At 71.9% G+C, this 23,592-nt stretch carries 21 protein-coding genes and 1 pseudogene; 16 read left to right on the forward strand and 6 right to left on the reverse strand.

Features of this window, described 5'->3' with window-relative positions; translation table 11 throughout:
- The first annotated feature begins 165 nt into the window (after positions 1-165).
- The 12 genes from B446_RS28160 to B446_RS28215 all read left to right on the forward strand — a co-directional run bounded on the left by B446_RS28160 (position 166) and on the right by B446_RS28215 (position 13,123).
- Complete coding sequence (locus B446_RS28160) at positions 166-1,446, forward strand: extracellular solute-binding protein (RefSeq protein WP_020942828.1); 1,281 nt, start codon at positions 166-168, stop codon at positions 1,444-1,446.
- A 102-nt stretch (positions 1,447-1,548) separates the two neighbouring features.
- Complete coding sequence (locus tag B446_RS28165) at positions 1,549-2,547, forward strand: carbohydrate ABC transporter permease (RefSeq protein WP_020942829.1); 999 nt, start codon at positions 1,549-1,551, stop codon at positions 2,545-2,547.
- Positions 2,544-3,374: a carbohydrate ABC transporter permease gene (locus B446_RS28170; protein WP_020942830.1), complete on the forward strand. Its 831-nt coding sequence runs from the start codon at positions 2,544-2,546 to the stop codon at positions 3,372-3,374. The genes B446_RS28165 and B446_RS28170 overlap by 4 nt, the downstream gene beginning before the upstream one ends.
- An 8-nt stretch (positions 3,375-3,382) precedes the next feature.
- Positions 3,383-4,894 carry a glycoside hydrolase family 3 protein gene (locus tag B446_RS28175; RefSeq protein ID WP_020942831.1) on the forward strand — a complete coding sequence of 504 codons (1,512 nt, stop codon included), beginning with the start codon at positions 3,383-3,385 and terminating at the stop codon, positions 4,892-4,894.
- A 204-nt stretch (positions 4,895-5,098) separates the two neighbouring features.
- Positions 5,099-6,130, forward strand: coding sequence for a phytanoyl-CoA dioxygenase family protein (locus B446_RS28180; RefSeq protein ID WP_020942832.1), 1,032 nt, complete (start codon positions 5,099-5,101; stop codon positions 6,128-6,130).
- Entirely contained in the window at positions 6,127-7,440 is a 1,314-nt protein-coding gene (locus B446_RS28185) for a DUF6271 family protein (RefSeq protein ID WP_020942833.1), read from the forward strand. The genes B446_RS28180 and B446_RS28185 overlap by 4 nt, the downstream gene beginning before the upstream one ends.
- Positions 7,437-8,633 (forward strand): type III PLP-dependent enzyme, encoded by a 1,197-nt coding sequence (locus tag B446_RS28190; protein WP_020942834.1) that lies wholly within the window; start codon positions 7,437-7,439, stop codon positions 8,631-8,633. The genes B446_RS28185 and B446_RS28190 overlap by 4 nt, the downstream gene beginning before the upstream one ends.
- A gap of 1 nt (position 8,634) precedes the next feature.
- Positions 8,635-9,141 (forward strand): GNAT family N-acetyltransferase, encoded by a 507-nt coding sequence (locus B446_RS28195; RefSeq protein WP_020942835.1) that lies wholly within the window; start codon positions 8,635-8,637, stop codon positions 9,139-9,141.
- The gene (locus B446_RS28200) at positions 9,141-10,397 is read left to right on the forward strand and encodes an MFS transporter (RefSeq protein WP_020942836.1); all 1,257 of its coding nucleotides are present in this window, start codon (positions 9,141-9,143) and stop codon (positions 10,395-10,397) included. The genes B446_RS28195 and B446_RS28200 overlap by 1 nt, the downstream gene beginning before the upstream one ends.
- Positions 10,398-10,527: 130 nt before the next feature.
- A complete protein-coding gene (locus B446_RS28205) occupies positions 10,528-11,895 on the forward strand; it encodes an MBL fold metallo-hydrolase (protein ID WP_020942837.1) in 1,368 nt (455 codons plus the stop codon).
- Positions 11,896-11,984: 89 nt separating this feature from the next.
- On the forward strand, positions 11,985-12,380 hold the full coding sequence (locus tag B446_RS28210; protein ID WP_020942838.1) for a rhodanese-like domain-containing protein: 396 nt from the start codon (positions 11,985-11,987) through the stop codon (positions 12,378-12,380).
- Positions 12,377-13,123, forward strand: coding sequence for a sulfite exporter TauE/SafE family protein (locus B446_RS28215; protein WP_020942839.1), 747 nt, complete (start codon positions 12,377-12,379; stop codon positions 13,121-13,123). The genes B446_RS28210 and B446_RS28215 overlap by 4 nt, the downstream gene beginning before the upstream one ends.
- A gap of 55 nt (positions 13,124-13,178) precedes the next feature.
- Here B446_RS28215 and B446_RS28220 read toward each other — a convergent pair whose 3' ends face one another.
- The gene (locus tag B446_RS28220; protein ID WP_020942840.1) at positions 13,179-13,466 is read right to left on the reverse strand and encodes a metal-sensitive transcriptional regulator; all 288 of its coding nucleotides are present in this window, start codon (positions 13,464-13,466) and stop codon (positions 13,179-13,181) included.
- A gap of 78 nt (positions 13,467-13,544) precedes the next feature.
- On the opposite strand from B446_RS28220, the gene B446_RS28225 reads away from it, so the two are divergent.
- Positions 13,545-14,126 carry a rhodanese-like domain-containing protein gene (locus tag B446_RS28225; protein ID WP_020942841.1) on the forward strand — a complete coding sequence of 194 codons (582 nt, stop codon included), beginning with the start codon at positions 13,545-13,547 and terminating at the stop codon, positions 14,124-14,126.
- Between the two features lie 46 nt (positions 14,127-14,172).
- Here the strand turns inward: B446_RS28225 and B446_RS28230 are convergent, their stop codons facing one another.
- The 3 genes from B446_RS28230 to B446_RS28240 form a co-directional block, all read right to left on the reverse strand.
- Positions 14,173-15,873, reverse strand: a complete 1,701-nt coding sequence (locus B446_RS28230; protein WP_043476568.1) for an aminotransferase class V-fold PLP-dependent enzyme — start codon at positions 15,871-15,873, stop codon at positions 14,173-14,175.
- A 398-nt stretch (positions 15,874-16,271) separates the two neighbouring features.
- A complete protein-coding gene (locus B446_RS28235) occupies positions 16,272-16,961 on the reverse strand; it encodes a response regulator (protein WP_020942843.1) in 690 nt (229 codons plus the stop codon).
- Positions 16,958-18,592 (reverse strand): ATP-binding protein, encoded by a 1,635-nt coding sequence (locus B446_RS28240; protein WP_020942844.1) that lies wholly within the window; start codon positions 18,590-18,592, stop codon positions 16,958-16,960. The genes B446_RS28235 and B446_RS28240 overlap by 4 nt, the downstream gene beginning before the upstream one ends.
- A 335-nt stretch (positions 18,593-18,927) precedes the next feature.
- Between B446_RS28240 and B446_RS28245 the strand changes: the two genes are divergently transcribed.
- The 3 genes from B446_RS28245 to B446_RS28255 all read left to right on the forward strand — a co-directional run bounded on the left by B446_RS28245 (position 18,928) and on the right by B446_RS28255 (position 21,826).
- Complete coding sequence (locus B446_RS28245; RefSeq protein WP_020942845.1) at positions 18,928-19,788, forward strand: ABC transporter ATP-binding protein; 861 nt, start codon at positions 18,928-18,930, stop codon at positions 19,786-19,788.
- Positions 19,785-20,660, forward strand: a complete 876-nt coding sequence (locus tag B446_RS28250; RefSeq protein WP_020942846.1) for an ABC transporter permease — start codon at positions 19,785-19,787, stop codon at positions 20,658-20,660. Before B446_RS28245 ends, B446_RS28250 begins: the two co-directional genes overlap by 4 nt.
- An 80-nt stretch (positions 20,661-20,740) precedes the next feature.
- Positions 20,741-21,826, forward strand: coding sequence for an ABC transporter substrate-binding protein (locus B446_RS28255; protein WP_020942847.1), 1,086 nt, complete (start codon positions 20,741-20,743; stop codon positions 21,824-21,826).
- 754 nt (positions 21,827-22,580) lie between these two features.
- Here the strand turns inward: B446_RS28255 and B446_RS28260 are convergent.
- Together B446_RS28260 and B446_RS28265 are read right to left on the reverse strand one after the other, a co-directional pair.
- Positions 22,581-22,967: pseudogene (locus tag B446_RS28260) on the reverse strand (nucleotidyl transferase AbiEii/AbiGii toxin family protein); the annotation flags it as partial.
- Positions 22,968-22,972: 5 nt separating this feature from the next.
- On the reverse strand, positions 22,973-23,365 hold the full coding sequence (locus tag B446_RS28265) for a hypothetical protein (RefSeq protein ID WP_020942849.1): 393 nt from the start codon (positions 23,363-23,365) through the stop codon (positions 22,973-22,975).
- Positions 23,366-23,592 lie beyond the last annotated feature (227 nt).

Consider the following 23,592-nt stretch of genomic DNA (forward strand, 5'->3'; position numbering starts at 1 on the left):
ATCGTCTTCCGAACCACCCTTGACACCTCAAAAGGTCTAGGCCAAGCTCCAGCGTACTGGTCTACACCATTAGTGGCCAGGTCCCGAGCCCTACGTGCAACAGCGTCGTACGCAGGTCACCGCCGAGGGCGTGGGGGGATAAGTGGCATCCCTGAGGAGGGTGGCGTGAAGCGCAAGCTTGCTGCCGCGATCGTGATCGCGGGCATGATGGTCTCCGTCTCGGCGTGCGGCGGCGACGACGGCAAGGACACGGGCAAGAACGCGGGACCGGACAGCTTCAAGGGCCAGACCCTGACGGTCTGGACGATGGACGGCTCCGCTCCGCCCCAGTGGTCCAAGGACGTGCAGGCCGCCTTCGAGAAGAAGACCGGCGCGAAGCTGAAGTTCGAGATCCAGAAGTGGGACGGGATCCAGCAGAAGATCACCACCGCCCTCTCCGAGTCCAACCCGCCGGACGTCATCGAGGTCGGCAACACCCAGACCCCCGCGTACGCGGCCACCGGCGGTCTCGCCGAACTGGGCGACCTCAAGCAGCAGATCGGCTCGGACTGGACCCCGTCGGTCTCCCAGTCCTCCGTGTACGAGGGCAAGCAGTACGCCGCCCCGTGGTACTTCGCCAACCGCGTCGTGATCTACAACAAGAAGATCTGGGCCAAGGCCGGCATCAAGGACACCCCGAAGACCCGTGCGGACTTCTACAAGGACCTGGACACGATCGGCAAGAAGACCGACGCCGAGCCGCTCTACCTGCCGGGCCAGAACTGGTACTTCTTCGACGGCCTGACCATCGGCCAGGGTGCCGACCTGGTGAAGAAGGCGGGCGACAAGTACGTCTCCAACCTCGCTGACCCCAAGGTCACCGCGGCCATGGAGATCTACAAGAAGTACGCCTCCTACTCCAAGGCCCCCAAGGACAAGGACGAGGCCACCCCGCAGCAGGCCACGATCTTCGCCAAGGGCAAGACCGGCGCCTTCATCGGCATGGGCTGGGAGGCCGGCACGGCGATCCAGGCCAACAAGGCCATCGAGAAGGACCTCGGCTACTTCACCATCCCGGGCGAGACGGCCGACAAGCCCGAGGGCGTCTTCCTCGGCGGCTCCAACCTGGCGGTCGCCCAGGGCAGCAAGAAGCAGGCCCTGGCCAAGGAGTTCCTGAAGATCGCCCTGTCCGACCAGTTCGAGGGCCAGCTGGCCAAGCTCAACGGCGTCATCCCGAACAAGGAGTCCCTGGAGAGCAACCTCAAGGGCAACGGCGCCGCCGAGGCCGCCGCCCCCGGCGCGGCGGCCGGTGGCACCACCCCGCTGATCCCCGCGTGGGCCGCGGTGGAGAACACCCCCAACCCGATCAAGTCCTACATGACCGCGGTGCTGAACGGTAAGGCCCCGGCGGACGCGGCCAAGCAGGTCGAGGCCGAGATCAACAAGCGCCTGGCGCAGCAGAACTGATGACCCGCGCCGGGGGGTGTCGGCGGACACCCCCCGGCTCAGTCGTTCGTACGGCCGGTACGACAGGCACGGCCGGTACCGCCACGGAAGAGATGGCAACTCATGTCAGTGCAGACCGAAGGCACGGACACGGCCGGGGGGCCCGCTGTCCACAAGGCCCGGACACCGGGGCCGCCCAGGGACGCCGACCACGGCTCCGGGTCCCCGTCCCGCCGCGGTGGCGCCGCCCCCTACCTGCTCCTGCTGCCCGCGCTGCTGGCCACGCTGGTCCTGCTGGGCTGGCCCCTGGTCAAGAACGGCATGCTGTCGTTCCAGAACCTCAATCCGCGCCAGCTCATCCAGCACCTCACCGAGTGGAACGGATTCGACAACTACAAGGAGGTCCTGACCGGTTCGGACTTCTGGCACGTCGTCGAGCGCTCCCTGGTCTTCACCGCGATCAACGTCGTCCTGATCATGGTCATCGGCACCCTGGTCGGACTGCTCCTGGCCCGCCTCGGCAGGAGGATGCGGCTGCTGCTCATGGTCGGGCTCGTCCTCGCCTGGGCCATGCCGATCCTCGCGTCCACCACGGTCTACCAGTGGCTGTTCGCCCAGCGCTTCGGCGTCGTCAACTGGGTGCTGGACAAGCTGGGCTGGCACTCCATGGCCGACTACAACTGGACCGGCGGCCAGGTCTCCACGTTCACCGTGATCATCCTGCTGCTCGTCTGGCAGTCGGTCCCGTTCGTGGCGATCAACCTCTACGCCGCCACCACCACGATCCCCAGGGAGCTGTACGAGGCCGCGTCCCTGGACGGCGCCGGTGCCTGGCAGAGCTTCACCTCGGTGACCTTCCCCTTCCTGCGGCCCTTCCTGTACGCCACGACCTTCCTCGAGGTCATCTGGATCTTCAAGGCGTTCCCGCAGATCTTCGCGATCAACGAGGGCGGCCCCGACCACCTCACCGAGACGCTGCCGATCTACGCCTTCGTCCAGGGCGTCGGCAACCAGCACTTCGGCGTCGGCGCGGCCATCTCGTTCCTGACCATCCTGGTGCTGCTCGTCATGACCTCGTACTACCTGCGCATGGTGCTCAAGCAAGAGGAGGACGAGCTGTGAAGCGCTCGCTCGCCGGCCGGGTGTGGCCCAACGCGACCGCCGCCGTTCTCTTCGTCGGCTTCGTGTTCCCCGTCTACTGGATGTTCGCGACGGCCTTCAAGCCGACCGGCGACATCATCTCCGAGAACCCGGTGTGGTTCCCGACGAACGTCACCCTCAGCCACTTCAAGAAGGCCGTCGACGCGGACAACTTCTGGACGCTGGTCGGCAACTCCGTCACCGTGACGCTCTGTTCGGTGGTCTTCTCCCTCGTCATCGCCCTGTTCGCCGCCTTCGCGCTCGCGCGGATGCGGTTCCGGGGCCGGCGCGGGCTCATCGTGACGTTCATGCTGGCGCAGATGGCCCCCTGGGAGGTCATGATCATCGCCATGTACATGATCGTCCGGGACAACGACGTGCTCGACAGCCTGGTCCCGCTCACCGTGTTCTACACGATGATGGTGCTGCCGCTGACGATCCTGACGCTGCGCGGCTACGTCGCCGCCGTGCCCAAGGAGCTGGAGGAGTCCGCGATGGTCGACGGCTGCACCCGCATCCAGGCCTTCCGCAGGGTGATCTTCCCGCTGCTCGCGCCCGGCCTCATGGCCACCTCGCTGTTCGGCTTCATCACGGCATGGAACGAGTTCCCGCTCGTCCTGATCCTCAACAAGGACAACGAGAAGCAGACCCTGCCGCTGTGGCTGTCGCAGTTCCAGACCGCCTTCGGTGACGACTGGGGCGCCACCATGGCAGCCTCGTCCCTGTTCGCGCTGCCCATCCTGATCCTCTTCATCTTCCTGCAACGCAAGGCTGTCAGCGGTCTCACCGACGGCGCCGTGAAGGGATGACCCGGCCGATGACCACACTCGCCACCACTGGGTCCGGCAGCGGCTCCGCCGCGGGCGGCACCCTGAGCCGCGACGCCCTCGCCGTGCTCCAGCCGGGCTTCGACGGCACCACCGCTCCGGACTGGGTGCGCCGCCGCATCGGCGAGGGCCTCGCCTCCGTCGCCCTGTTCGGCCGCAACGTCGTCAGCGAGGAGCAGGTCACCGCGCTCACGGGCGAGCTGCGCGCCGAGCGCGACGACCTGCTGGTCGCCATCGACGAGGAGAGCGGCGACGTCACCCGTCTGGACGTGCGCACCGGCTCCTCCTTCCCCGGCAACCACGCCCTCGGCGCCGTCGACGACCCCGCCCTCACCCGGGGCGTGGCCCGCGAGCTGGGCCGCCGCCTGGCCGCGTGCGGAGTCAACTTCGACTGGGCGCCGTCCGCCGACGTCAACGCCAACCCCGACAACCCGGTCATCGGCGTGCGCTCCTTCGGCGCGGACACCGACCTGGTGGCCCGGCACACCGCCGCCTGGGTCGAGGGTCTGCAGTCCACCGGCGTCGCCGCCTGCACCAAGCACTTCCCCGGCCACGGCGACACCAACGTCGACTCCCACCACGCCGTCCCGCGCATCGACGTGGACGTGAAGACGCTGTACGAGCGCGAACTGCCGCCCTTCCGCGCCGCCATCGAGGCCGGCACCCGGGCCGTCATGAGCGCGCACATCCTCGTCCCCGCCCTCGACCCGGACCGCCCCGGCACCCTGTCCCGGCGGATCCTGACCGACCTGCTGCGCGGCGAACTCGGCTACCAGGGCCTGATCGTCACGGACGGCATGGAGATGCGGGCCATCGCCGGCACGTACGGCCTGGAGCAGGGCGTGGTCCTCGCGATCGCGGCGGGCGCGGACGCGATCTGCGTCGGCGGCGGCCTGAACGACGAGGGCACCGTGCTGGGACTGCGGGACGCCCTGGTGTCCGCCGTCCGCTCCGGTGAGCTGGCCGAGGAGCGGCTGGCCGACGCGGCGGCCCGGGTGCGGGAACTGGCGCGCTGGACGGCCGGGGCGCGTGACGACGCCGGAGCCGTCGCGCCGGAGCCCGGGATCGGCCTGGTGGCGGCCCGCCGCGCGCTGACCCTGACCCGGTCCGGCGCGTCCGTGCCGGTCACCGAGCCGGTCCACGTCGCCCGGTTCAGCCCGGCCCCGAACATCGCCGTCGGCGACGAGACCCCCTGGGGCGTCGCCGCCGAGCTGGAGCGGCTGCTGCCGGGCGGCACGGCCGGCACCTACGGCGGACCGGACGCGGGCCGTGCGGCCCTCGCGGCGGCGGCCGGCCGGCGGGTGGTCGCCGTGGTCCGCGACGAGCACCGGCACGACTGGATGGGCGGTGCCCTGGACGTGCTGCTCGCCGCCCGCCCGGACACCGTGGTGGTCGAGATGGGCGTACCGCAGGCCCCGCCGCGCGGCGCCCTGCACATCGCCACCCACGGCGCCGCCCGCGTCTGCGGGGTGGCGGCGGCGGAAGCCGTCGTGGCGGGCTGAACCAGTCACGCCGTCGGACCAGCGGCCGGCACGGGAGCTCACCGAGGCTCCGGTGCCGGCCGCTTTCCGTTGCCCAACCTGCGGCATTCAGGCGGCAGTTGGGCGGCACTTTGGCGGGGGTACCGGCCGGTAATCGTTGACACCCCCAATTGGTCTAGTCCAGCTTGGGAGGGCGCTACAGTTCGATCACCACGGAGCGACGGCATGCACCAGCCCTCCCCTTTCCTCCATCGAGCGGCGTCCGGCCGCCCCTACTTCAGCGCGGACGGCGAGACCTACCTCGCCCCGACACCCCTGCGCCACCTGGAGAAGTCCCGCCCCCTGCGGGTCCTCTCCGAAGAGGACTTCGCCTTCTGGCAGACGTACGGCTACGTCGTCGTCCGCGAGGCCATCACCCCCGGCGAGGCCAAGAGCCTGCTGGAGTTCGCCTGGGAGTTCCAGGGCCTCGACCCCGACCGCCCCGACACCTGGTACGAGGAACCGGAGTTCCGCTCCGAACTCGACCAGCACCTGTTCATCTACGGCTTCGTGGAGGCGTACCACCACCAGCTGCTGTGGGACAGCCGCCAGGCGCAACGGGTCCACGACGCCTTCGTGGACGTGTGGGACTGCGAGGAGCTGTGGGTCACCCTGGACCGGCTGAACCTCAACCCGCCCAACATACGCACCCGTTCACGCTCCCTGATCGAACCCACCGACGAGGGCTTCGACATCGAGCTGCACTGGGACGTCGACACCACCCTCGCCGTCCTGCCGCAGCGGGTCCAGGGCATCATCGCCCTCAACGACACCCGGCCCGAACTCGGCGGCTTCCAGTGCGCACCGGAGCTGTTCCGCCGCTTCGAGGAGTGGCGCGTCGCCCAGCCGGCGGGACGCGACCCGATCCGGCCCGCCGTCGACCGCGCCGAGTTCCCCGTGGTCCGGCCCGACCTCCAGGCCGGCGACCTGCTGATCTTCAACGGGCTGCTGGCGCACGGCGTCGCACCCAACCGCTCCGACGGGGCCGTCCGGGCCGTCCAGTACCTGTCGATGATGCCCGCCCTGGAGGAGCACACCCGGCTGCGGACCTCACGCGTCGACTCCTGGCGCAACCTCGCCACCCCGGACTGGAACGGCACCCTGCTCGGCGACGCCCGCCGGCCGGAGGCCCTGCGGTACGGACCCGCCGAACTGACCGGCCTCGGCCGCCGGCTGCTCGGCCTCGACTCCTGGACCGGCGGGGAAGGCGCACAGTGAACCGGATCTGCCTGACCCTGCCCACCAACCGGGCCTGCTCCGCCACGATCGCCGCGATCCACCGCGAGGCCGTCCACGCCGCCACCCGCTTCGGCGCCGACGTCCAGCTCCTGATCCTCGACTCCTGCGACGCGAGGACCCGAGCCGAGCACGCCGGTGTCGTGGCCGCGCTGCCGCGCACCGACGGCGTCACCGTCCACCACCTCGGCGAGGAGCCGCAACGGGCCTTCCTGCGCCGGGTGGTCGAACGGTCCGGGCTGCCCGAACCGGACCGGCTGCTGCGTCTGCTGCTCCCGGCCGGCGTCTCCTACGGCTCCTGCACCGACCGCGCCTTCCTGCTGGCCGCCGCGCTCGGCTGCGACTCCGTGCACCGCCGGGACTCCGACAGCGCCTACCAACTGCGCTCCGGCGAACCGGTCTTCCCCGTCCACCACGAACTGCCGTGGCTGGGCAGGCCGGCCGCCGACGCGACGGCCGCGGGCCTGCGCACCGACCTCGACCCCGCCGACGCCCACCGCCCGGTGTCCCTGGCCGGCGCCTCCTTCATCGGCGAACTCTCCGTCGACATCGGGGAGATACGCCGACGCGACGAGGGCGTCTACCACGAGGTCGTCGGCCTGTGGGCACCCGCCGGCTGCTCGCCCGAGGACCGGCGGCGGCTGGTCGAGGAGTCCTTCACCGGAGCGGGCACCGCCCCCTTCACCGAGGACCGCTCCACGCTGACCCTGGTGGATCCCATGCGGGTCGACATGTGCAACATCGCCTTCCACCGGGAGGTGTACGAACGCGTCCCGCTGCCCCCGGCCACCGACACCATCGGCAGCGACTACTTCCTCATCCACCTGGTCCACGACGCCCGGCTCCCCGGCATCCTGCACAACCGGCACATCGAGAACTTCCACACCCCCGAACGCCGTACCGACTCGGGCTTCACCGCCTACCAGACCCGCTACGTGAAGTTCCTGCTCTCGATGCTCCACCTGCACCACGTCTACGACCGGATGGCCGCCGAGGGCGACCGGCTGCTGGACGCCGGGCACCACGTCCGGACCGGGCGGATCGCGGAGCTGCTGCGCGAGAGCACCGGCCTGGACCGCGCCGAGAACGAGTGGCGCCTGGACCGGCTCGACACCGCCTACCGCAAACTGGGCGGACGCCACGAGGAGTTCGCCGAACGGCTGACCGGGCAGCGGGCCCGGTTGCTGGACGAGGCACCCCGGGACATGGCGGACTTCGCCCTGCTGACCGAAGGCTGGCCCGCCCTGGTCGACGCCGCGCGGCACACCGCGCCCGGGCCCGGGGAACGGTGACCGTGGGGATCAGCACGCCGCTGGCCGCCGCACTGGCCGCCGCCCCGGGCGACCGCCTCGTCTACGACCTCGACGGCGTCGCCGCCCAGTACGACCGGCTGGTGACCGAACTCCCCGGCGTCCAGGTCCGCTTCGCCCTGAAGGCCTGCCCCGTGGACGAGGTGCTGGCCCGGCTCGCCGACCGGGGCGCGGGCTTCGACGCGGCGAGCCCCGCGGAGATCGTCCAGGCCCTGCGCACCGGCGTGCCCGCGGACCGGATCCACTACGGCAACACGGTCAAGTCCGACACGGACATCGCCGAGGCCCACCGGCTCGGCGTGCGCACCTTCGCCACCGACAGCGTGCAGGACGTGACGGCCGTCGCCGAACACGCCCCCGGCGCCCGCGTCTTCTGCCGCCTCGCCACCAGCGGGGACGGCGCCCTGTGGGGCCTGAGCCGCAAGTTCGGCTGCTCGCCCGGGGACGCCGTCCGGGTCCTGACCACGGCCGCCGCCCGCGGGCTCGTCCCGGCCGGCCTGTCCGTGCACGTCGGATCCCAGCAGATGACGTACGAGGCGTGGCAGGAGGCCCTCGACACCCTCGCCGACGTGCTGGAGGACCTGACCGCGCGGGGAGTCGTGCCCGACCACGTCAACCTCGGCGGCGGCCTGCCCGCGCTCGGCTGCCTCGACCGCCGCGGCGAACCCCTCGACCCGCCCCTGGACAAGATCTTCGCCGTGCTCCGCGAGGGCATGGAACGCCTGGCCGGCCTCACCCCGGCCCCGCTCCGCTTCGTCGTGGAACCGGGCCGCCACCTGGTCGCCGACCACGGCGCCGTCCGCGCCCACGTCTACCGGCTCACCGAGCGGACGCAGCCGGACGGCACGCGCACCCGCTGGCTGTACCTGAGTGTGGGCAGGTTCAACGGCCTCTACGAGACGGACCGGCTCACCTACCGGCTGGTCTTCCCCGCCCAGGCGGGGCGGGCCGACGAGGAGTACGTGCCCGCCGTCGTCGCGGGCCCCACCTGCGACAGCGACGACGCCCACGGCGGCGGCCGGTACCCGGTGCGCGTCCCCGCGTCCGTCGCCTCCGGCGACCCGGTCTGGATCCTGTCCGCCGGCGCCTACGCCACCAGCTACACGACCCAGGGCTTCAACGGCATCCAGCCCCTGCCGTGCGTGTGCGCACGCGGCCCGGAAGGACAACGCTGACATGACCGACGTCATACGCGGCCTCACCGAGGCCGACTGGCCCCAGGTCGCGGCCCTGGAGGCCGGGGCGTACGCGGACACCGCCCTGACCGAGGGCGAGGACGCGCTGCGCTCCCGGGCCCGGGAGGGCACCTGCTTCGTCCTGGACCGCGACGGCCGGATCGCGGGCTACGTCCTGGCCCTGCCGTACCCGATGTTCCGCTACCCCGACCTGACCCGCCCGGAGGCGGCGGCCCACCGCTGCGCCAACCTCCACCTGCACGACCTCGTCGTCGGCGCCCCGCTGCGGCGCGCGGGACTGGGCAGCGCGCTGGTGCGCCACCTGACCGAAGCGGCCGGCGCGCTCGGCTTCCGGACGATCTCGCTGATCGCCGTCGCCGGCAAGGAGCCCTTCTGGCGCGCCAACGGCTACCGCGCCCACGCCGGCGTCCGGCTCCCCGCCGGCTACGGCGCCGACGCGGTGTACATGTCGGCCCCGGTGCCCACCGCCCTGCGGGAGGCGAGCTGATGACCACGGCTCCCGATCCGGCGGGCTTCCGCCGCGCCAAGTGGGCGATCGCCTGCCTGTTCTGCTTCCTGGGCCTGCAGTACGCCACCTGGGCCGCCCGGCTGCCCGCGCTCAAGGCCAGGCTGGACCTGGGCGCCGGTGAACTCGGGCTGCTGCTCATGGCCTGTGGGGCGGGCGCGGCGGCCTCCTTCCCGCTCGTCGCCCACCTGATGCGCAGGTTCGGCTCCCGCCGCCTGTCCCTCGCCTCCGCCCTGTGCCTCACGGTCCTGCTGATGGCCCTCTCCGCGGTGCCGGACTACCCCCTCGCGCTGCTGGTCATCTGCGCCGACGGGGTGGCCGTGGGCTGCCTGAACGTCGCCATGAACGCCCAGGGCGCCGCGCTGGAGAAGGCGTACGGCCGCACCGCCATGTCCCAGCTCCACGCGACCTTCAGCGCGGGCCTGCTCGCCGCCGCCCTGCTGGCCTCCGGCAGCACCGCCCTCACGGCCTCCGTCCCGGCCCACTTCGCGGTGGCCGCCGCGCTGTTGCTGCTGCTCCTCGCCCGCGCCCGCACCGGCCTGCTGACCCACGAGGAGCCCCGGCCCGGGGAGGCTCGGTCCGAAGCGGGCGGGTCGCAGGAGGCCGGATCGCAGCGAGTCGGCTCGGAGGGAACACGCGCCCCGGAGCCCCGGCCCCGCAAGAGGGGGGCGCTGACCGCGCTGCCGTCCGGCCGGACCCTGCTGATGGGCTGCGCCATGGCGTTCGGCACCATCACCGAGGGCGCCATGAACGACTGGTCCACGCTCTACATGAAGGACGTCGTCAAGGCGCCGGCGTCGGTGGCACCGCTGGGCATCGCGGTCGTCTCGGTCATGATGCTGCTGGCCCGGGTGCGCGCGGACCACTGGCGCGGCCGCTGGGGCGACGGACGCGTCGTGCGCACCGGCAGCGCCGTGGCCGGGATCGGCCTGGCCCTCGCCCTCGCGGCCGGCGGAGTGCTGCCCACCCTGCTCGGGTTCGCCTGCGTGGGGCTGGGGGCGGCCGCCGTCACCCCGTGCGTCTACGTCGCCGCCGCCGAGCGCGGTTCGGACGCGCTGTCCCTGGTCGCCGCGATGGGGACGACGGGACTGCTGGCCGGACCGGCGCTCATCGGGTTCGTGGCGGGCGCCGGCGGCCTGACCCTGGGCATGGCCACGGTCGCCGCCTCGGCCCTGATCGTGACCCTGACCGCCACCCGCATCCCCTGGCGGTCCCGCGTCCCGGCCCCCGCCGGGTAGCCGCCCCGCCCGCTCCCATGCCGCCGAGTACCCCCGGGATACCCCCGGGGGTACTCGTGCTACCGTCGAAGACATACCCCCGGGGGTAATTCTCCCCGGGCCGTCCGGCGACGTGAAGGGAGTCACCCCCGTGTTCTTCGTCGACACGATCGAGGTGTCGGGACTCGGCAACCGCTGCTACCTGGCGGGCGGCGAGCGGACGGCGGTGGCCGTCGACCCGCCACGCGACATCGACCGCGTGATCGAGGCGGCGGCACGACGCGGGGTGCGTATCGCGCACGTCGTCGAGACCCACCTGCACAACGACTACGTCACCGGCGGCCCCGAACTGGCCCGCGTCACCGGCGCCGCCTACCTCGTGCCCGCCGCCGCCCGCGTCTCCTTCGCGCGCACCCCGGTCCACGACGGCGACCGCACGGTGGTCGACGCCGCCGCCGGACTCACCCTGCGCGCGGTGGCCACCCCCGGGCACACGCCCCACCACACGTCCTACGTGCTGGAGGAGGACGGCACCCCGGTCTCGGTGTTCACCGGCGGCTCCCTGCTGATCGGCACCGTCGGCCGCCCCGACCTGGTGGAGCCCCGTCTGACCGAACGACTCGCCCGCGCCCAGCACGCCTCCGCGCACCGGCTGGCCACCGAGCTGCCCGACGACACCGCCGTGCTGCCCACGCACGGCTTCGGCAGCTTCTGCTCGTCCGGCCAGGCGCACGGGGAGTCGACCACGATCGGCAAGGAGAAGGCCTCCAACGAGGCCCTCACCCGGGACGTGGACACCTTCGTCGACGACCTGCTGGCCGGCCTGGACGACGTCCCCGCCTACTACACGCACATGACACCGGCCAACGCCGCGGGGCCCGCCCCGGTCGACCTCACCCCGCCCGCGCCGGCCGACGCCGCCGAGATCGCCGCCCGGCTGGCCGCGGGGGAGTGGGTGGTGGACCTGCGCAACCGGGTCGCGTTCGCCGCCGGGCACGTGTCCGGCTCGTTCAACTTCGAGGCCGAGGGGCAACTGGCCACCTACCTGGCCTGGCTGATCCCCTGGGGCCGCCCGGTCACCCTGCTCGCCGAGTCCGCCGAGCAGCTCGCCGCCGCCCAGCGCGAACTGGTCCGCGTGGGCATCGACCGGCCCGCCGCCGCGGCCACCGGAGACCCGCGCGACTGGGTCCGCCCCGGCGACACCCCGGCCTCCTTCCCGCGGGCCACCTTCGCCGACCTCGCCGCCCGGTACCCGGACCAGGGCGTCGTCGTCCTGGACGTCCGGCGGGACCTGGAGCGCTCGGACGGGTTCGTCGAGGGCTCGGTGCACGTCCCGCTGCACACCCTGCACCGCCGGCTCGACGAGATACCCGGCGGACAGGTGTGGGTGCACTGCGCGGGCGGCATGCGCGCCGCCGTCGCCGCGTCCCTCCTGGACGCGGCCGGCCGCGAGGTCGTCGCCGTGGACGACGCCTTCGGCGCGGCAGCGGACGCCGGGCTCCCGCTCCGCCTCGGCTGACCGCGCCGCGTGCGGGCGACGCCCGTGCCACCGCCGTACCGACCGAGGACGACCGAGGACCACCGAGGGAACAGGAGCGCAGAGCCCCGATGAGCATCTTCCGACGAGACCCGCGCGCCCCCGGCCGGGTGACCGTCCAGGAGGCCGCCGCCCGCACGGGCCACGGCGGTGCCGCGGACAGCGCCGTCGCCGTGCTGCTGGACGTCCGCGAACCCGACGAATGGCGGGCCGGGCACGCCCCGGGCGCCGTGCACCTGCCGCTGTCCGGGCTGTCCGGGCTGTCCGCCGGGGCGGGGCTGCCCGCGGCGGCGCACGCCCGGCCGCTCGTCGTGATCTGCCGCTCCGGCAACCGCTCCCGGCGGGCGGCCGAGCTGCTGGCCGCCCGGGGCGCCGACGCCGTGGACGTGATCGGCGGCATGCGCGAGTGGGCCGCGGCGGGGCTGCCCGTCGTGGACGGGCGGGGCGGGAACGGGACCGTCGCGTGAGCGCCCTGCTGCTCGCCCTGGCCGCCGGGGCCGTCATCGGTCTGGCGCTCGGCGCGCTCGGGGGCGGCGGCAGCGTCCTGGCCGTCCCCGCACTGATCTACCTGCTCGGCTTCACTCCGGTCGCGGCCACCACCGCCAGCCTGATCGTGGTCGGTGTCACCTCGGCCACCGCGCAGTCCGCGCACGCCCGGGACGGCCATGTCCGGTGGCGCACCGGGCTGCTGTTCGCCGCCGCCGGCATCGGCCCCGCCGTCCTGGGCGGCGCGCTCGCCGCCCGGCTGCCCGGGGCCGCCCTCACCGCCGGGTTCGCCGTGGTGGCGGCGGTGGCCGCGCTACGGATGCTGCGCCCCGGGCCCGCGGCCGACGGCACCGAGCGGGTACGCCCCGGCCGGGCGGCCGCGGCGGGCGCGGGCCTCGGCGCCGTCACCGGTGTCCTCGGCGTCGGCGGCGGCTTCCTCGCCGTGCCCGCGCTGGTCGGCGTGGTCGGCCTGCGGATGCGCGACGCGGTGGGCACCAGCCTGCTGGTCATCACCGTCAACTCGCTGGCCGCGCTGGCGATGCGGGCCGGCACGGCCGACGGGCTCGACTGGGCCGTCGTCGCGCCCTTCGCCGGGGCGGCGATCCTCGGCGCCTGGGACGGCAGGCGGCTGGCCTCGAAGGTGTCCGGGAGCGCGCTCCAGCGCGTCTTCGCGGTGGTGCTGTTGGCCGTCGCCGCGTTCATGCTGATCGACGCGGTGGTGTGATGGACCGCCACTCGCCCGCCACGGCGCGGGGCCGTGCGGCGCCCCGCGCGGGCCCTCACGCCAGCGACAGGAAGAGCCGTTCCAGACGGGCCCGCATCTGCTCGGGGTTCTCGCCGTTCGCGCGGCCGGACTCCACGTCGGTCATGCACTGCTGCAGACCCGTCGCGATGAGCGCGAAACCGGCGCGGTCCAGCGCCCGGGACGCGGCGGCGAGCTGCGTGATCACGTCCTCGCAGTCGCGGCCCTCCTCGATCATCCGGATCACGCCGGCAATCTGGCCCTGCGCGCGGCGCAGACGGTTCAGGACGGACTTCAGCTCCGCACCCGCGAGTTCCAGTTCCACCATCGCTCCTCGACCGATACCCCTAGGGGTACTGTACGTCCCGGTTCGGGACGGCGTCGACCAAGAAGGATTCCCGCCATGAACGCCCCCCACACTCCCCTCACCCTGAGCGTCGACGAGATCGGCGGCCGGCTGCACGATCCGGCCGTCATCGACGTGCGCACGCCCGGCGAGTACGCCTCGGGCCATCTGCCCGGCGCCCTGAACATCCCCCTGGACCGGATCAGGCACGCCCTGCCCGAGATCCGGGGCGCCGCCGAGCGCGGTGACGTCCTGCTGGTGTGCGCCTCAGGGGCCCGCTCCGAGCGCGCCGGCCGGCTGCTGGCCGAGCAGGGCGTGCGCACCGCCACCCTGGCCGGCGGCACCACCGCCTGGGCCGCCGCGGGCCACGACCTGGAGCGGCCCGCCGCCTGCGACACCCGGTCCGGGTGGAGCATGGAACGCCAGGTACGCCTGACCGCCGGGTCGCTCGTCCTGGCCGGCATCGTCCTCGGCCTCCTGGTCCACCCGGCCTTCCAGCTCCTGTCGGCCGGCATCGCGGCCGGCCTGGTCTTCTCCGCACTCACCGACACCTGCGGCATGGCGGCCGTCCTGGGCCGGCTGCCCCACAACCGCCCGGCCGACCTCGACGCGATCCTCACCGCGCTGCGCGCCCGCTGAGCCCCCGGGGGGCGTGAGCCCCCACCCGCCCTGCGGGGAAGCCGCCTCAGCTCGCGGCGAGCCGGTGCGGGGTCTCCAGGCAGACCGGCGGCAGCGGGAACCAGCGCATGCGTTCGAAGGCGGGGGGCAGGCCGGTGGGGCCCTCCTCCAGCCGGCCGGGTCGGGAGGTGAGCAGGTCGCGGGCCTGTTCGAGCTGGGCGGCCAGCGCCTCCTCGCCGAGCCGGCGCCTGCGGGAGGGCGGGGCGGCGATCCGGCCGTCGGCGGTGAAACCGACGTCGGTCAGCCGCAGCAGCGGCTCGCCGGTGCCGTCGTGATGGTGCCACCGGCCGCTGCCCGCGTCGAAGCGGTAGTCGGGCAGCAGCCGGTGGCCGTGCGTGGCGATCAGGTCGACGGCGTCCACCAGGTAGTCCCGGACGGTGTCGCTGATGAAGTAGTTGAAGTTCAGGCGGATCCAGCCGAGTTTGATGCCGTCACAGCCGCGCGCGACCTCGTCGAGCAGGGCGTGCGAGGTGGCGGAGTCGATCGCCAGCAGCCGGTGCCCGTACGGCCCCGCGCAGGAGCAGCCGCCGCGGGCCTGGATGCCGAAGAGGTCGTTGAGCAGCGCGACCACGAAGTTGTGGTGCAGGTGGGAGCCGTCGCCGTGGCGGACGCGGAAGGAGACGATGGACAGCCGGCGGGCGTGCCGGTTGCCCAGGATCTCCAGCCCCGGGTTCGCGTCCCAGCGGGCCAGCGCATGCCGCCAGTGGCGTTCCTCGGCCGCCTGGATGGTGTCGGTCCCGACCGCCCGCTTGAGGGTGAACACCAGCCCCGCGCGCACGGATTCGACGATCGCCGGGGTGCCCCCCTCCTCCCGGGCGACCGGGTCGTCCAGGTAGCGGTGGCCCAGCGGGTCGACGAAGACGACCGTGCCGCCGCCGGGCACGGTGGGCACCCGGTTGCGGACCAGGTCCCGGCGCACGACCAGCACCCCCGGCGTCTGCGGGCCGCCGACGAACTTGTGCGGGGACAGGAAGACCGCGTCCTTGTGGTCGCCCGCGCCCGGCGCGCTCGCCGCGACCCGGATCGGCACGTAGGGGGCGGCGGCCGCGTAGTCCCAGAACGACAGGGCGCCGTACGCGTGCAGCAGCCGGGCCACGCGGTCGGTGTCGGTCAGGATGCCGGTGACGTTGGAGGCGGCCGAGAAACTGCCGATGCGCAGCGGCCGGTCCGCGTGCCGGCGCAGCTGGGCCTCCAGCGCCCCGAGGTCGACGTGGCCGTCCGCGTCCTCGTCGATCACCACCACGTCGGCGACGGACTCCCGCCAGGGCAGCTCGTTGGAGTGGTGCTCGTAGGGCCCCACGAACACCACGGGCCGCTCGGCCGGGGGCGGCGGCGGTCCCGGCCGGCGCAACTCCAGGATGCCGACCAGCTTGTTGACCGCGGCCGTGGCCCCCGAGCCGCAGAAGATCACGACGTCGTCCTCGGTCCCGCCGACCGCGTCCCGCACGATCCGGCGGGCGTCCTCGCGCAACCGGGTCGTCTGCAGTCCGGTACGGGAACTCTCGGTGTGGGTGTTGCCGTAGACGGGCAGCACCCGCTCCCGGACGAAGTCCTCGACGAAGTCGAGCGCGCGGCCGGAAGCGGTGTAATCGGCGTAGACGATCCGCTTGGGCCCGTACGGCCCGTCGAGCACCTCGTCGTCGCCGATGAGCCCTTGCCGTATCCGCTCCAGCAGCGGCGAGGCGGCCGCTAATCGCGAGGCGCTCACGACCGCGCCCCGAGGGTGAGCGCGGGCGGCCGCCGCCGTACGTCCGGATCGTGGGGCCCCGCTGCGGTGCCGGTCATGACCGCGCCTTTCGCGTCGTCGCCGCCCGCGGCCGACGTCCGGCCGGCCACGGACAGCGCGGTGGATCGAGAGGTCGACGACGCGCGCCGAGCGCCCTTGTGCCCGCACGCGAGCCGCCGCGGCATATACCCTACCGGGTATTCTTCGAGGGGCGGGGGCGGAGCACCGTACCCCCGCGAAATGACCGAGAGTCGACGCGAATGCGATGCGCGGGAAGGGGCGTTGTGGGAGCCGACAGCCGCCCGCGGCGGCCGGGCAGCTGGTCCGGACGGAAATCCGGCCGCGCAGGCAGCCGCGCCGGGATGTGCTTCCGCCGTGGTTCAGCGAGCGATGCGGTATCGGTGTTCGGGGCGGCCGTTGGTGCCGTAACGGAGTTCCAGGCGGAGCGTGCCCTCCTTGACGAGATAGGACAGATACCGCTGGGCGGTGGCACGCGAGACGCCGGTCACCTCGGCGGTCTCGGCGGCTGACAGGGCTGTGTGGGCGGTGCGCAGGGCCTGGTGGATCGCGCTGAGGGTGGGCGCGGAGTGGCCCTTGGCCGGGACGCGGGGGACGGCGGGTGGGCGGGCCGCGCTGAACAGGGCGTCCACGTCGGCCTGGTCGGCCATGGCCGACCGGCTGAGCGCGTCCACGCGGGCGCTGAGCCGGCGATAGGCGCTGAGCCGTTCGGCGAGGTCGGCGGAGCCGAACGGCTTGACCAGGTAGCCGACGGCACCGAGTTTCATCGCGGCCCGGACGGAGGAGAGGTCGTGGTCGGCGGTGATCACGAGGGCGTCGGGACGGGTGTCGCCCTGGTCCTGGCTGAGCCTGCGCAGGACGTCGAGTCCGCTGCCGTCGGGCAGGAAGATGTCGAGCAGCAGCAGGTCCGGGTACAGAGTGCGGACCGCCGCCAGAGCCTCGGCCACCGTCGCCACCTCGCCGACCACTTCGAAGCCCTGGACCCGGCGCACGTAGTCGCTGTGGATCTGGCTGACCCGGAAGTCGTCGTCCACCACGAGGGTCCGGATCATCGGAGGTCACCTTCCATCGACAACGCCGTCGTGAACAGTGCGCCGTACGCCGGCGGTGCCGTGTCCCGCTGCGGCAGCGCGACCGTGAAGACCGCGCCCGGGCCTTCACTGACCGTGATGCTGCCGCCGTGCCCCTGCACCAGCCGGTGCACCAGGGCCAGCCCCAGGCCGCGGCGTGCGGTGCCCCGCTCGGGGCGGGTGGACCAGCCGTCTTCGAAGATCGACTGGGCAGTGCCCGGCGCGATGCCGGGTCCGTTGTCCGCCACACGTACGACGATCAGCTCGTCGCCCTCGGTCAGCGTGAGCAGGATCCGCCGCCCGCCGTCGCCGGACGGCGCCCCGGCCGTCGCGTCGATGGCGTTGTCGAGCAGGTTGCCGACGATGGTCAGCAGTCGCCGCAGGTGCGGTGGGTCGTCGCCGAGCGCGGAGTCGTCGGTGAGGACGATCCGCACCCCGCGTTCGGCGGCCACCGTGGTCTTCGCCACGATGAGCCCCACCATCAGAGGGTGGCCGATGTTCCGGCGCACGGCCTCGGTCAGGGCCTGCCCGGAGCGGGCTGTCTCGATGGCGTACTCGTACGCGGACTCGTGTTCGCCGATGTCCAGCAGTCCGGCCAGCGTGTGCATCCGGTTGGTGAACTCGTGCTGCTGAGCCCGCAGAGCGTTGGTCAGTCCGCGCACGGAGTCGAGTTCGCGTAGCAGGCCGATCAGTTCGGTACGGTCGCGTACGGTGACCACGGCGCCCAGTTCACGGCCGTGCAGGGTGACCGGCATGCGGTTGACGACGAGACAGTGGTCGTCGGTCAGGACGCTGAGGTCGGCGCCGGTCAGAGTGCCGTCCAGCGTGCGGCGCAGCCTGCCGTCGGGCAGCACCTCCTCCAGCCGGCTGCCGAGCGGGGCACCGAGGCCGAGCAGTCGCCGGGCCTCGTCGTTCACGACGGTGATCCTCCCGTCGGGGGCGAAGGCGACCACGCCTTCCCGGATGCCGTGCAGCATCGCCTCGCGGTCCTGCAGCAGGCCGGCGATCTCCTCCAGTTCCAGGCCGAACGTGGTCCGCTTCAGCCGCCGCGCCAGCAGGTAGGCCGCTGCCGCGCCGATCGCCGTGGCGATCGCGGCGTAGACCCCGAAGGTGGGCAGCTCGCGCCACAGTTCGCCGAGCACGTCATGTTCCGGGATACCCACCGACACCTCGCCGACCAGTGCACCGGAGGGCCCGTGCAGGGGGGCCTTGCCGTTGGCGGACCGTCCGGTGGCACCCTGGTCGGCGCCGACGTGCGGACGGCCGTCCTTCACCACGATCGGCTCGGCCACCGGCTCGCCGATCAGAGCCGGGATCGGGTGGGAGTGCCGTATGCCGTTCAGGTCGAGCACGACCACGTACGACGCCCCGGACGCCCGGCGGATCCGTTCGGCGACCGTCTGCACCACGTCGCCGCTGCCGCCCCCGTCCTCCATGGCCTGCCGGATCTGCGGATCCGCGGCTGTGGACTTCGCGATCGCGAGCGCCCGTTGCTCGTAGGAACGGTCGAGTTCGGTCCGCTGCGCGAAGGCGAACAGGACGAAGCCGATCAGGCCGGTGAGCGCGAGGATGCCCAGCTGATGGGCGAGGATCCGCGTGGAGAGCCTCCGCATCCCGCCGCGGCCTGTCCGGAAACGGATGCGTATCAAGGCTGCCTCTTCGTCCCGGTCGTGTGTCGTGCGCCGTGCCGGGCCGGCTCGTACAGCGTGCCCGGGTGGCGCGATTGTGCCTGATGGCCGAGATGTTGCCCACCCCCGTCCGTTGAGCAGAACGAGCAGAAGCCCGCTTTACGCAACTATCGCGAGATACCTCGGAAACAGCGACGCAACAGGCGCCCGCCTCTAGCGTCTGCCTTCCTCGGCCTGCGAGGACACCCCCCAGGCCCCACGAGGACCTCCCCGAGGGAACTTCCCCGGGGACTCCGGATGAAGGAAGGAAGCGGCACCACATGGCTTCGCGAAACGATGTCGCGAAGAGCCCGGGCGCCGGTGCGGCGGACCATGCGAACGCACGCATCGAGATCTCCGGGCTCACCAAGCGATTCCTGACCCCTGCCGGTGAGGTGTTCACGGCGCTGCAAGGCGTTTCGTTCACTGTGGAGCCGGGCCAGTTCTGCGCCGTGGTGGGTCCCACCGGCTGCGGCAAGTCGACGACACTCAGCATGGTGTCCGGGCTCGACCGGCCCAGCGAGGGTTCGGTCAAGGTCGGCGGCCGTGAGGTGGACGGCATCACCGACGGCGTCAGCTTCATGTTCCAGGCCGACGCGCTGCTGCCCTGGAAGACCGTCCTCGGCAACGTGCTGATGGGCCCCGTCTTCCGCGGGGTGCCCAAGCGGCAGGCACAGGCATCGGCGCGCGACTGGCTGCGGCGGGTCGGCCTTGCCGGGTTCGAGGACCGCTATCCCCACCAGCTGTCCGGCGGTATGCGCAAGCGCGTGGCGATGGCTGCGGCCCTGATCAACGAACCCAAGATCCTGATCATGGACGAGCCGTTCGGCGCCTTGGACGTGCAGACCAAGGCGATCATGTCGACCGAGCTGCTGAGCCTGTGGGAGCAGATCCGCCCGTCCGTCATCTTCATCACCCACGACCTGGACGAGGCGGTCGCACTCGCCGACCGGGTCGTCGTGATGACGTCCGGCCCCGGGTCGGTCAAGGCGGTCTTCGACATCGACCTGCCCCGCCCGCGCGGCTCGGTCCAGGAGATCCGCTTCCAGCCCCGCTTCATCGAACTCCAGCACCAGATCTGGGACACGCTGCGCGAAGAGGTGGAACGCGCCTACGCGCTCACCGCAGGAGGCAAGGAATGAGTGCGTCCACCGTTTCCACCACCCCTGTCACCGACGGCGGGGAAAGCCCGGCCGTGACCGCCGCGCAGCGCGCCGCCAGGCGACGCGTCGCCCTGGTGTGGGCCGGCCGTATCGGTCTCGCGGTCCTCGTGATCGGCGGCTGGCAGGCGTTCACCACGTGGGGCCTCGTCGACCCGTTCTTCTTCGGACAGCCGTCGGGCATCTGGCAGCGGCTGATCGACCTCTTCGAGCACGGCACCCAGTTCGGCTCCTTCTACGAGAACATCTGGACCACCATCCAGGAGGCGCTCGTCGGCTTCGTCGTGGGATCCCTTACCGGTGTCGTCCTCGGCATCGCGCTCGGGCAGAGCCGCTACCTCTCCGACGTGCTCGGTCCCTACATCAAGATGGTCAACGCGATCCCGCGTATCGTCCTCGGCTCGATCTTCATCGTCGCCTTCGGTATCGGCGTGACCCCGAAGATCCTGCTCGCCGCGGTGCTGGTGTTCTTCATCGTCTTCTTCAACGCCTTCCAGGGTGTACGCGAGGTCGACCGAAACGTTCTCGCCAACGTCAGGGTGCTCGGCGCCTCCCAGACGCAGATCATCCGCCACGTCGTCCTACCCTCCGCGCTGACCTGGATCATCGCCAGCCTGCACAGCGCCTTCGGCTTCGCCATCGTCGGCGCGCTCGTCGGCGAGGTGCTCGGCGCGCAGAGCGGCCTGGGCCTGGTCATCAAGACCGCGCAGAACAACTTCGATCCCAACGGCGTGTTCGCCACGATGCTCGTCATCGCGGTGATCGTGCTCGGCGCGGAGTGGCTGATCGGCAAACTCGAACACCGGCTGCTCTCCTGGCGCCCCCCGTCCGCCTCCGAGACGAACGTCCTGTGACCCCCGCTTCCCCTCTCGCTGTCCCGTCCGCCGCCTGTCACCAAGCAGTCCCCGCGATCCCGAAGGGTGTATGCCTCGCCATGCTCAAGAGAACCCTCACCGCATCGATCGTCACCGTCCTCGCCCTCGGCGCCGCCACCGCGTGTTCCGGCAACTCCGGCAGCTCCGGGTCGTCCGGCTCCGCCGGCACCCCGACCGTCAAGCTCATGGTCGGCGGCATCGACAAGCAGATCTACCTGCCCTACCAGCTCGCCCAGAGCCTCGGCTTCTACGAGAAGTACGGCGTCAAGGTCGAGCTGAGCACCGAGCAGAACGGCGGCGTCGGCGCAGAGGAGGCCATGGCCTCGGGGCAGGTGGACATGGCCGGCGCCTGGTACAACCACACGATCGAGTTCCAGGCGAAGGGCAAGGCGGTCGAGGACGTCGTTCAGCTGTCCGGCGCTCCCGGCGAGCGGGAGATGTGCACCGCGAAGAGCGGCGTGCGGTCGGCCGCCGACTTCAAGGGCAAGACGCTCGGCGTCACCGATCTGGGCTCGGGCACCGATACCCTCACCCAGTTCATGGCGGCGAAGAAGGGCGTCAAGACCAACCAGTTCCACCGGCTCGCGGTCGGTGCGGGCTCCACGGCCGTCGCCGCGCTGCAGAACGGCAAGGCCGACTGCGTCATGACGACGGAGCCGACGGTCTCCGCGGTCGAGAAGAAGGGCGTGGGCACCTCCGCGATCGACCTGGCCACCACGGACGGCGCCAAGGCGGCGCTGGGCGGTGCGTTCCCGGCCGCGAGCGTCCTGGCCCGCACCGACTGGGTGAACTCGCACAAGGACGCCGTGCAGAAGGTCGTCGACGCACTCGTGGCGACCATGCACTGGATCAACACGCACAGCGCGGCCGACATCGCCAACAAGCTGCCGGCGTCGTTCGTGCAGAACCAACTGGTCACCAAGGCCGACTACATCAAGGCCCTGAACGAGGACAAGGGCCAGTTCCTGCCGGACGGGATCATGCCGGCCGGTGGCCCGAAGACCGCACTGGCCACCGAGCAGATGGTCGGGACCGTGACCTCCTCGGTGGACCTCAGCAAGACGTTCACCAACGAGTTCGCCGTCAATGCCGACAAGAAGGAGGGCCTCACCACCACCACGACCCCTGCCGGGGCCAACGGCTGAGTCTCCGGCACTGCTCGGGGCCCCCACGTATCCACAGGTCAGCTGACATGTTGCGGTGTCGTGCCCCTTGCCTCCCAGGGGCACGGCACCCCGGCGTTCAGATGTCCCGGAAGAGACCAGCCAGCGCCGTGACCTGCAGCGATGGATGGTCGTGGGTTGCTGACCTGCAGGAATGGCCTTTCAGCTGTTTCATGTACGTACCCGTTGATGCAGCTGGAAGTCCCAGGAAAGTCCCAGGAAACTCCCCGTGCCAGGAGCCATTCTTTCGACCCTATGCTGGTGTGCGGGTGCTGTGTGGGCTGGTGTCCGTGCATCAGTGGTACTTCGGCATGGCCATCATTGGGACGGCCTGGCGTTCGCGGGTGATGGCACCTCGGACGTGTCCGCCGGGTCTCTGGCGCCGGTGGAGGGCGGCAGGCGACGGTCGGCTCCGGACCGAACGCGCAGTTCGACGTACCGTGTTTGATCTCGCCGCTCGGATGCTCGATGTCGACGACCCTTTCGTCGTCGAACGCCTCGTCGCCGCCGCGTTCGGGGCCGCCAGCGCCCACCAGATGCCCGACCCCGGCGGACCGCTCGAAGGCGCGCTGCGGGATTGGCTGGTGCAGCTACGCGACCGCTTCCTCGACGGCGGGACCACACCCACCTCGCACGAGCAACTGCGCGGCTATGTACGAGCCACCTATGAATTCGCCGGCGCCCTCCACCCAGCCGCCGTCCCGGACGGGGTTGATGCCTTCGCGCCGAGGTTCGCCGCCGTGGCGCGGACCTTGGTCCCGATCACGTCCTCCTCCGCGAGGACGGGCCCGTACGGGCTCTGGGCGACCGGCCGCCAGAAGATCTCCTTGAGGATGTCGACTTCGCATTCCTGCCCGATGGCCGGGTCGGACACGGTGAAGCGGGCGGACAGCGGAGCGGTCTCCAGCGCGTGCACCTTCCAGCCGCGGGCTTCCAAGCCGGCGCGGAGCGTGGCGGCGATGTCGGCCATGGGCGCCGGGTTCTCGGTGGCGACGTCGAGGTCCTGGCTAGGGCGGTTCACGAGGCGGTGTGCCCGCACGGCGTATCCACCGGTGAGAACCAGTGGATACGGGGAGCCGAGCGCGATCACATCCGCCAGGAGCCGCGTGTGCAGCTCCGGCATGTCCGTCACGCAGCCGCCCGGGCGCGGGAGGCGATCTGGGGGAAGGCGTCTTCCCACACGGTCCGCACAGTACGACCGACGAGGGTGCGCAGCAGCGGCCACAGGTCGAGGAGCAGATCCCGGTTGAGGTAGCGGGGCAGATCGTCGTGCAGGCCCTCGTGCAGAACGGTGCGGTATAGGCCCATACGCTGGCGCGGCTTGTCCAAGTCGTATGAGGTCATCCCGGACCAGGCCATGTGCAGCGGAAGTTCCACCACACCGTTGGCCGGCCCGTGCAGCTCGTCCAGCGACTCCGGTAGACGGCGGCGGAACTTCTCCCGGTACCGCGCGAGGTCCTCGGCGTCCGCGCTCGAGACGTTCCTCGGGGCGGGTGCGGGGTGCTGTGGGCTGGAGGGCATGACTCCATTATGGCGGCCGGAGACGTTGCGAGGGTCATGATCTGCGAGCTGGCGTCCGGAGCGGATGAGGGCGGATCCCCGGGCGAGCTGGTTGCCGCAATCTGCTCAGCCCTGAGCAGGACGGACTCTCGGCCTTGACGCTCGTTGGACGCTCTGCGCGTCTGCGCGAGGGACGATAAGCCGAGAAACCGAGTCTGACCAGGGGTTTTCTGGGAGCCGTTCAGGTC

The sequence above is a fragment of the Streptomyces collinus Tu 365 genome (assembly GCF_000444875.1).
Taxonomy (GTDB): Bacteria; Actinomycetota; Actinomycetes; order Streptomycetales; family Streptomycetaceae; genus Streptomyces; species Streptomyces collinus_A.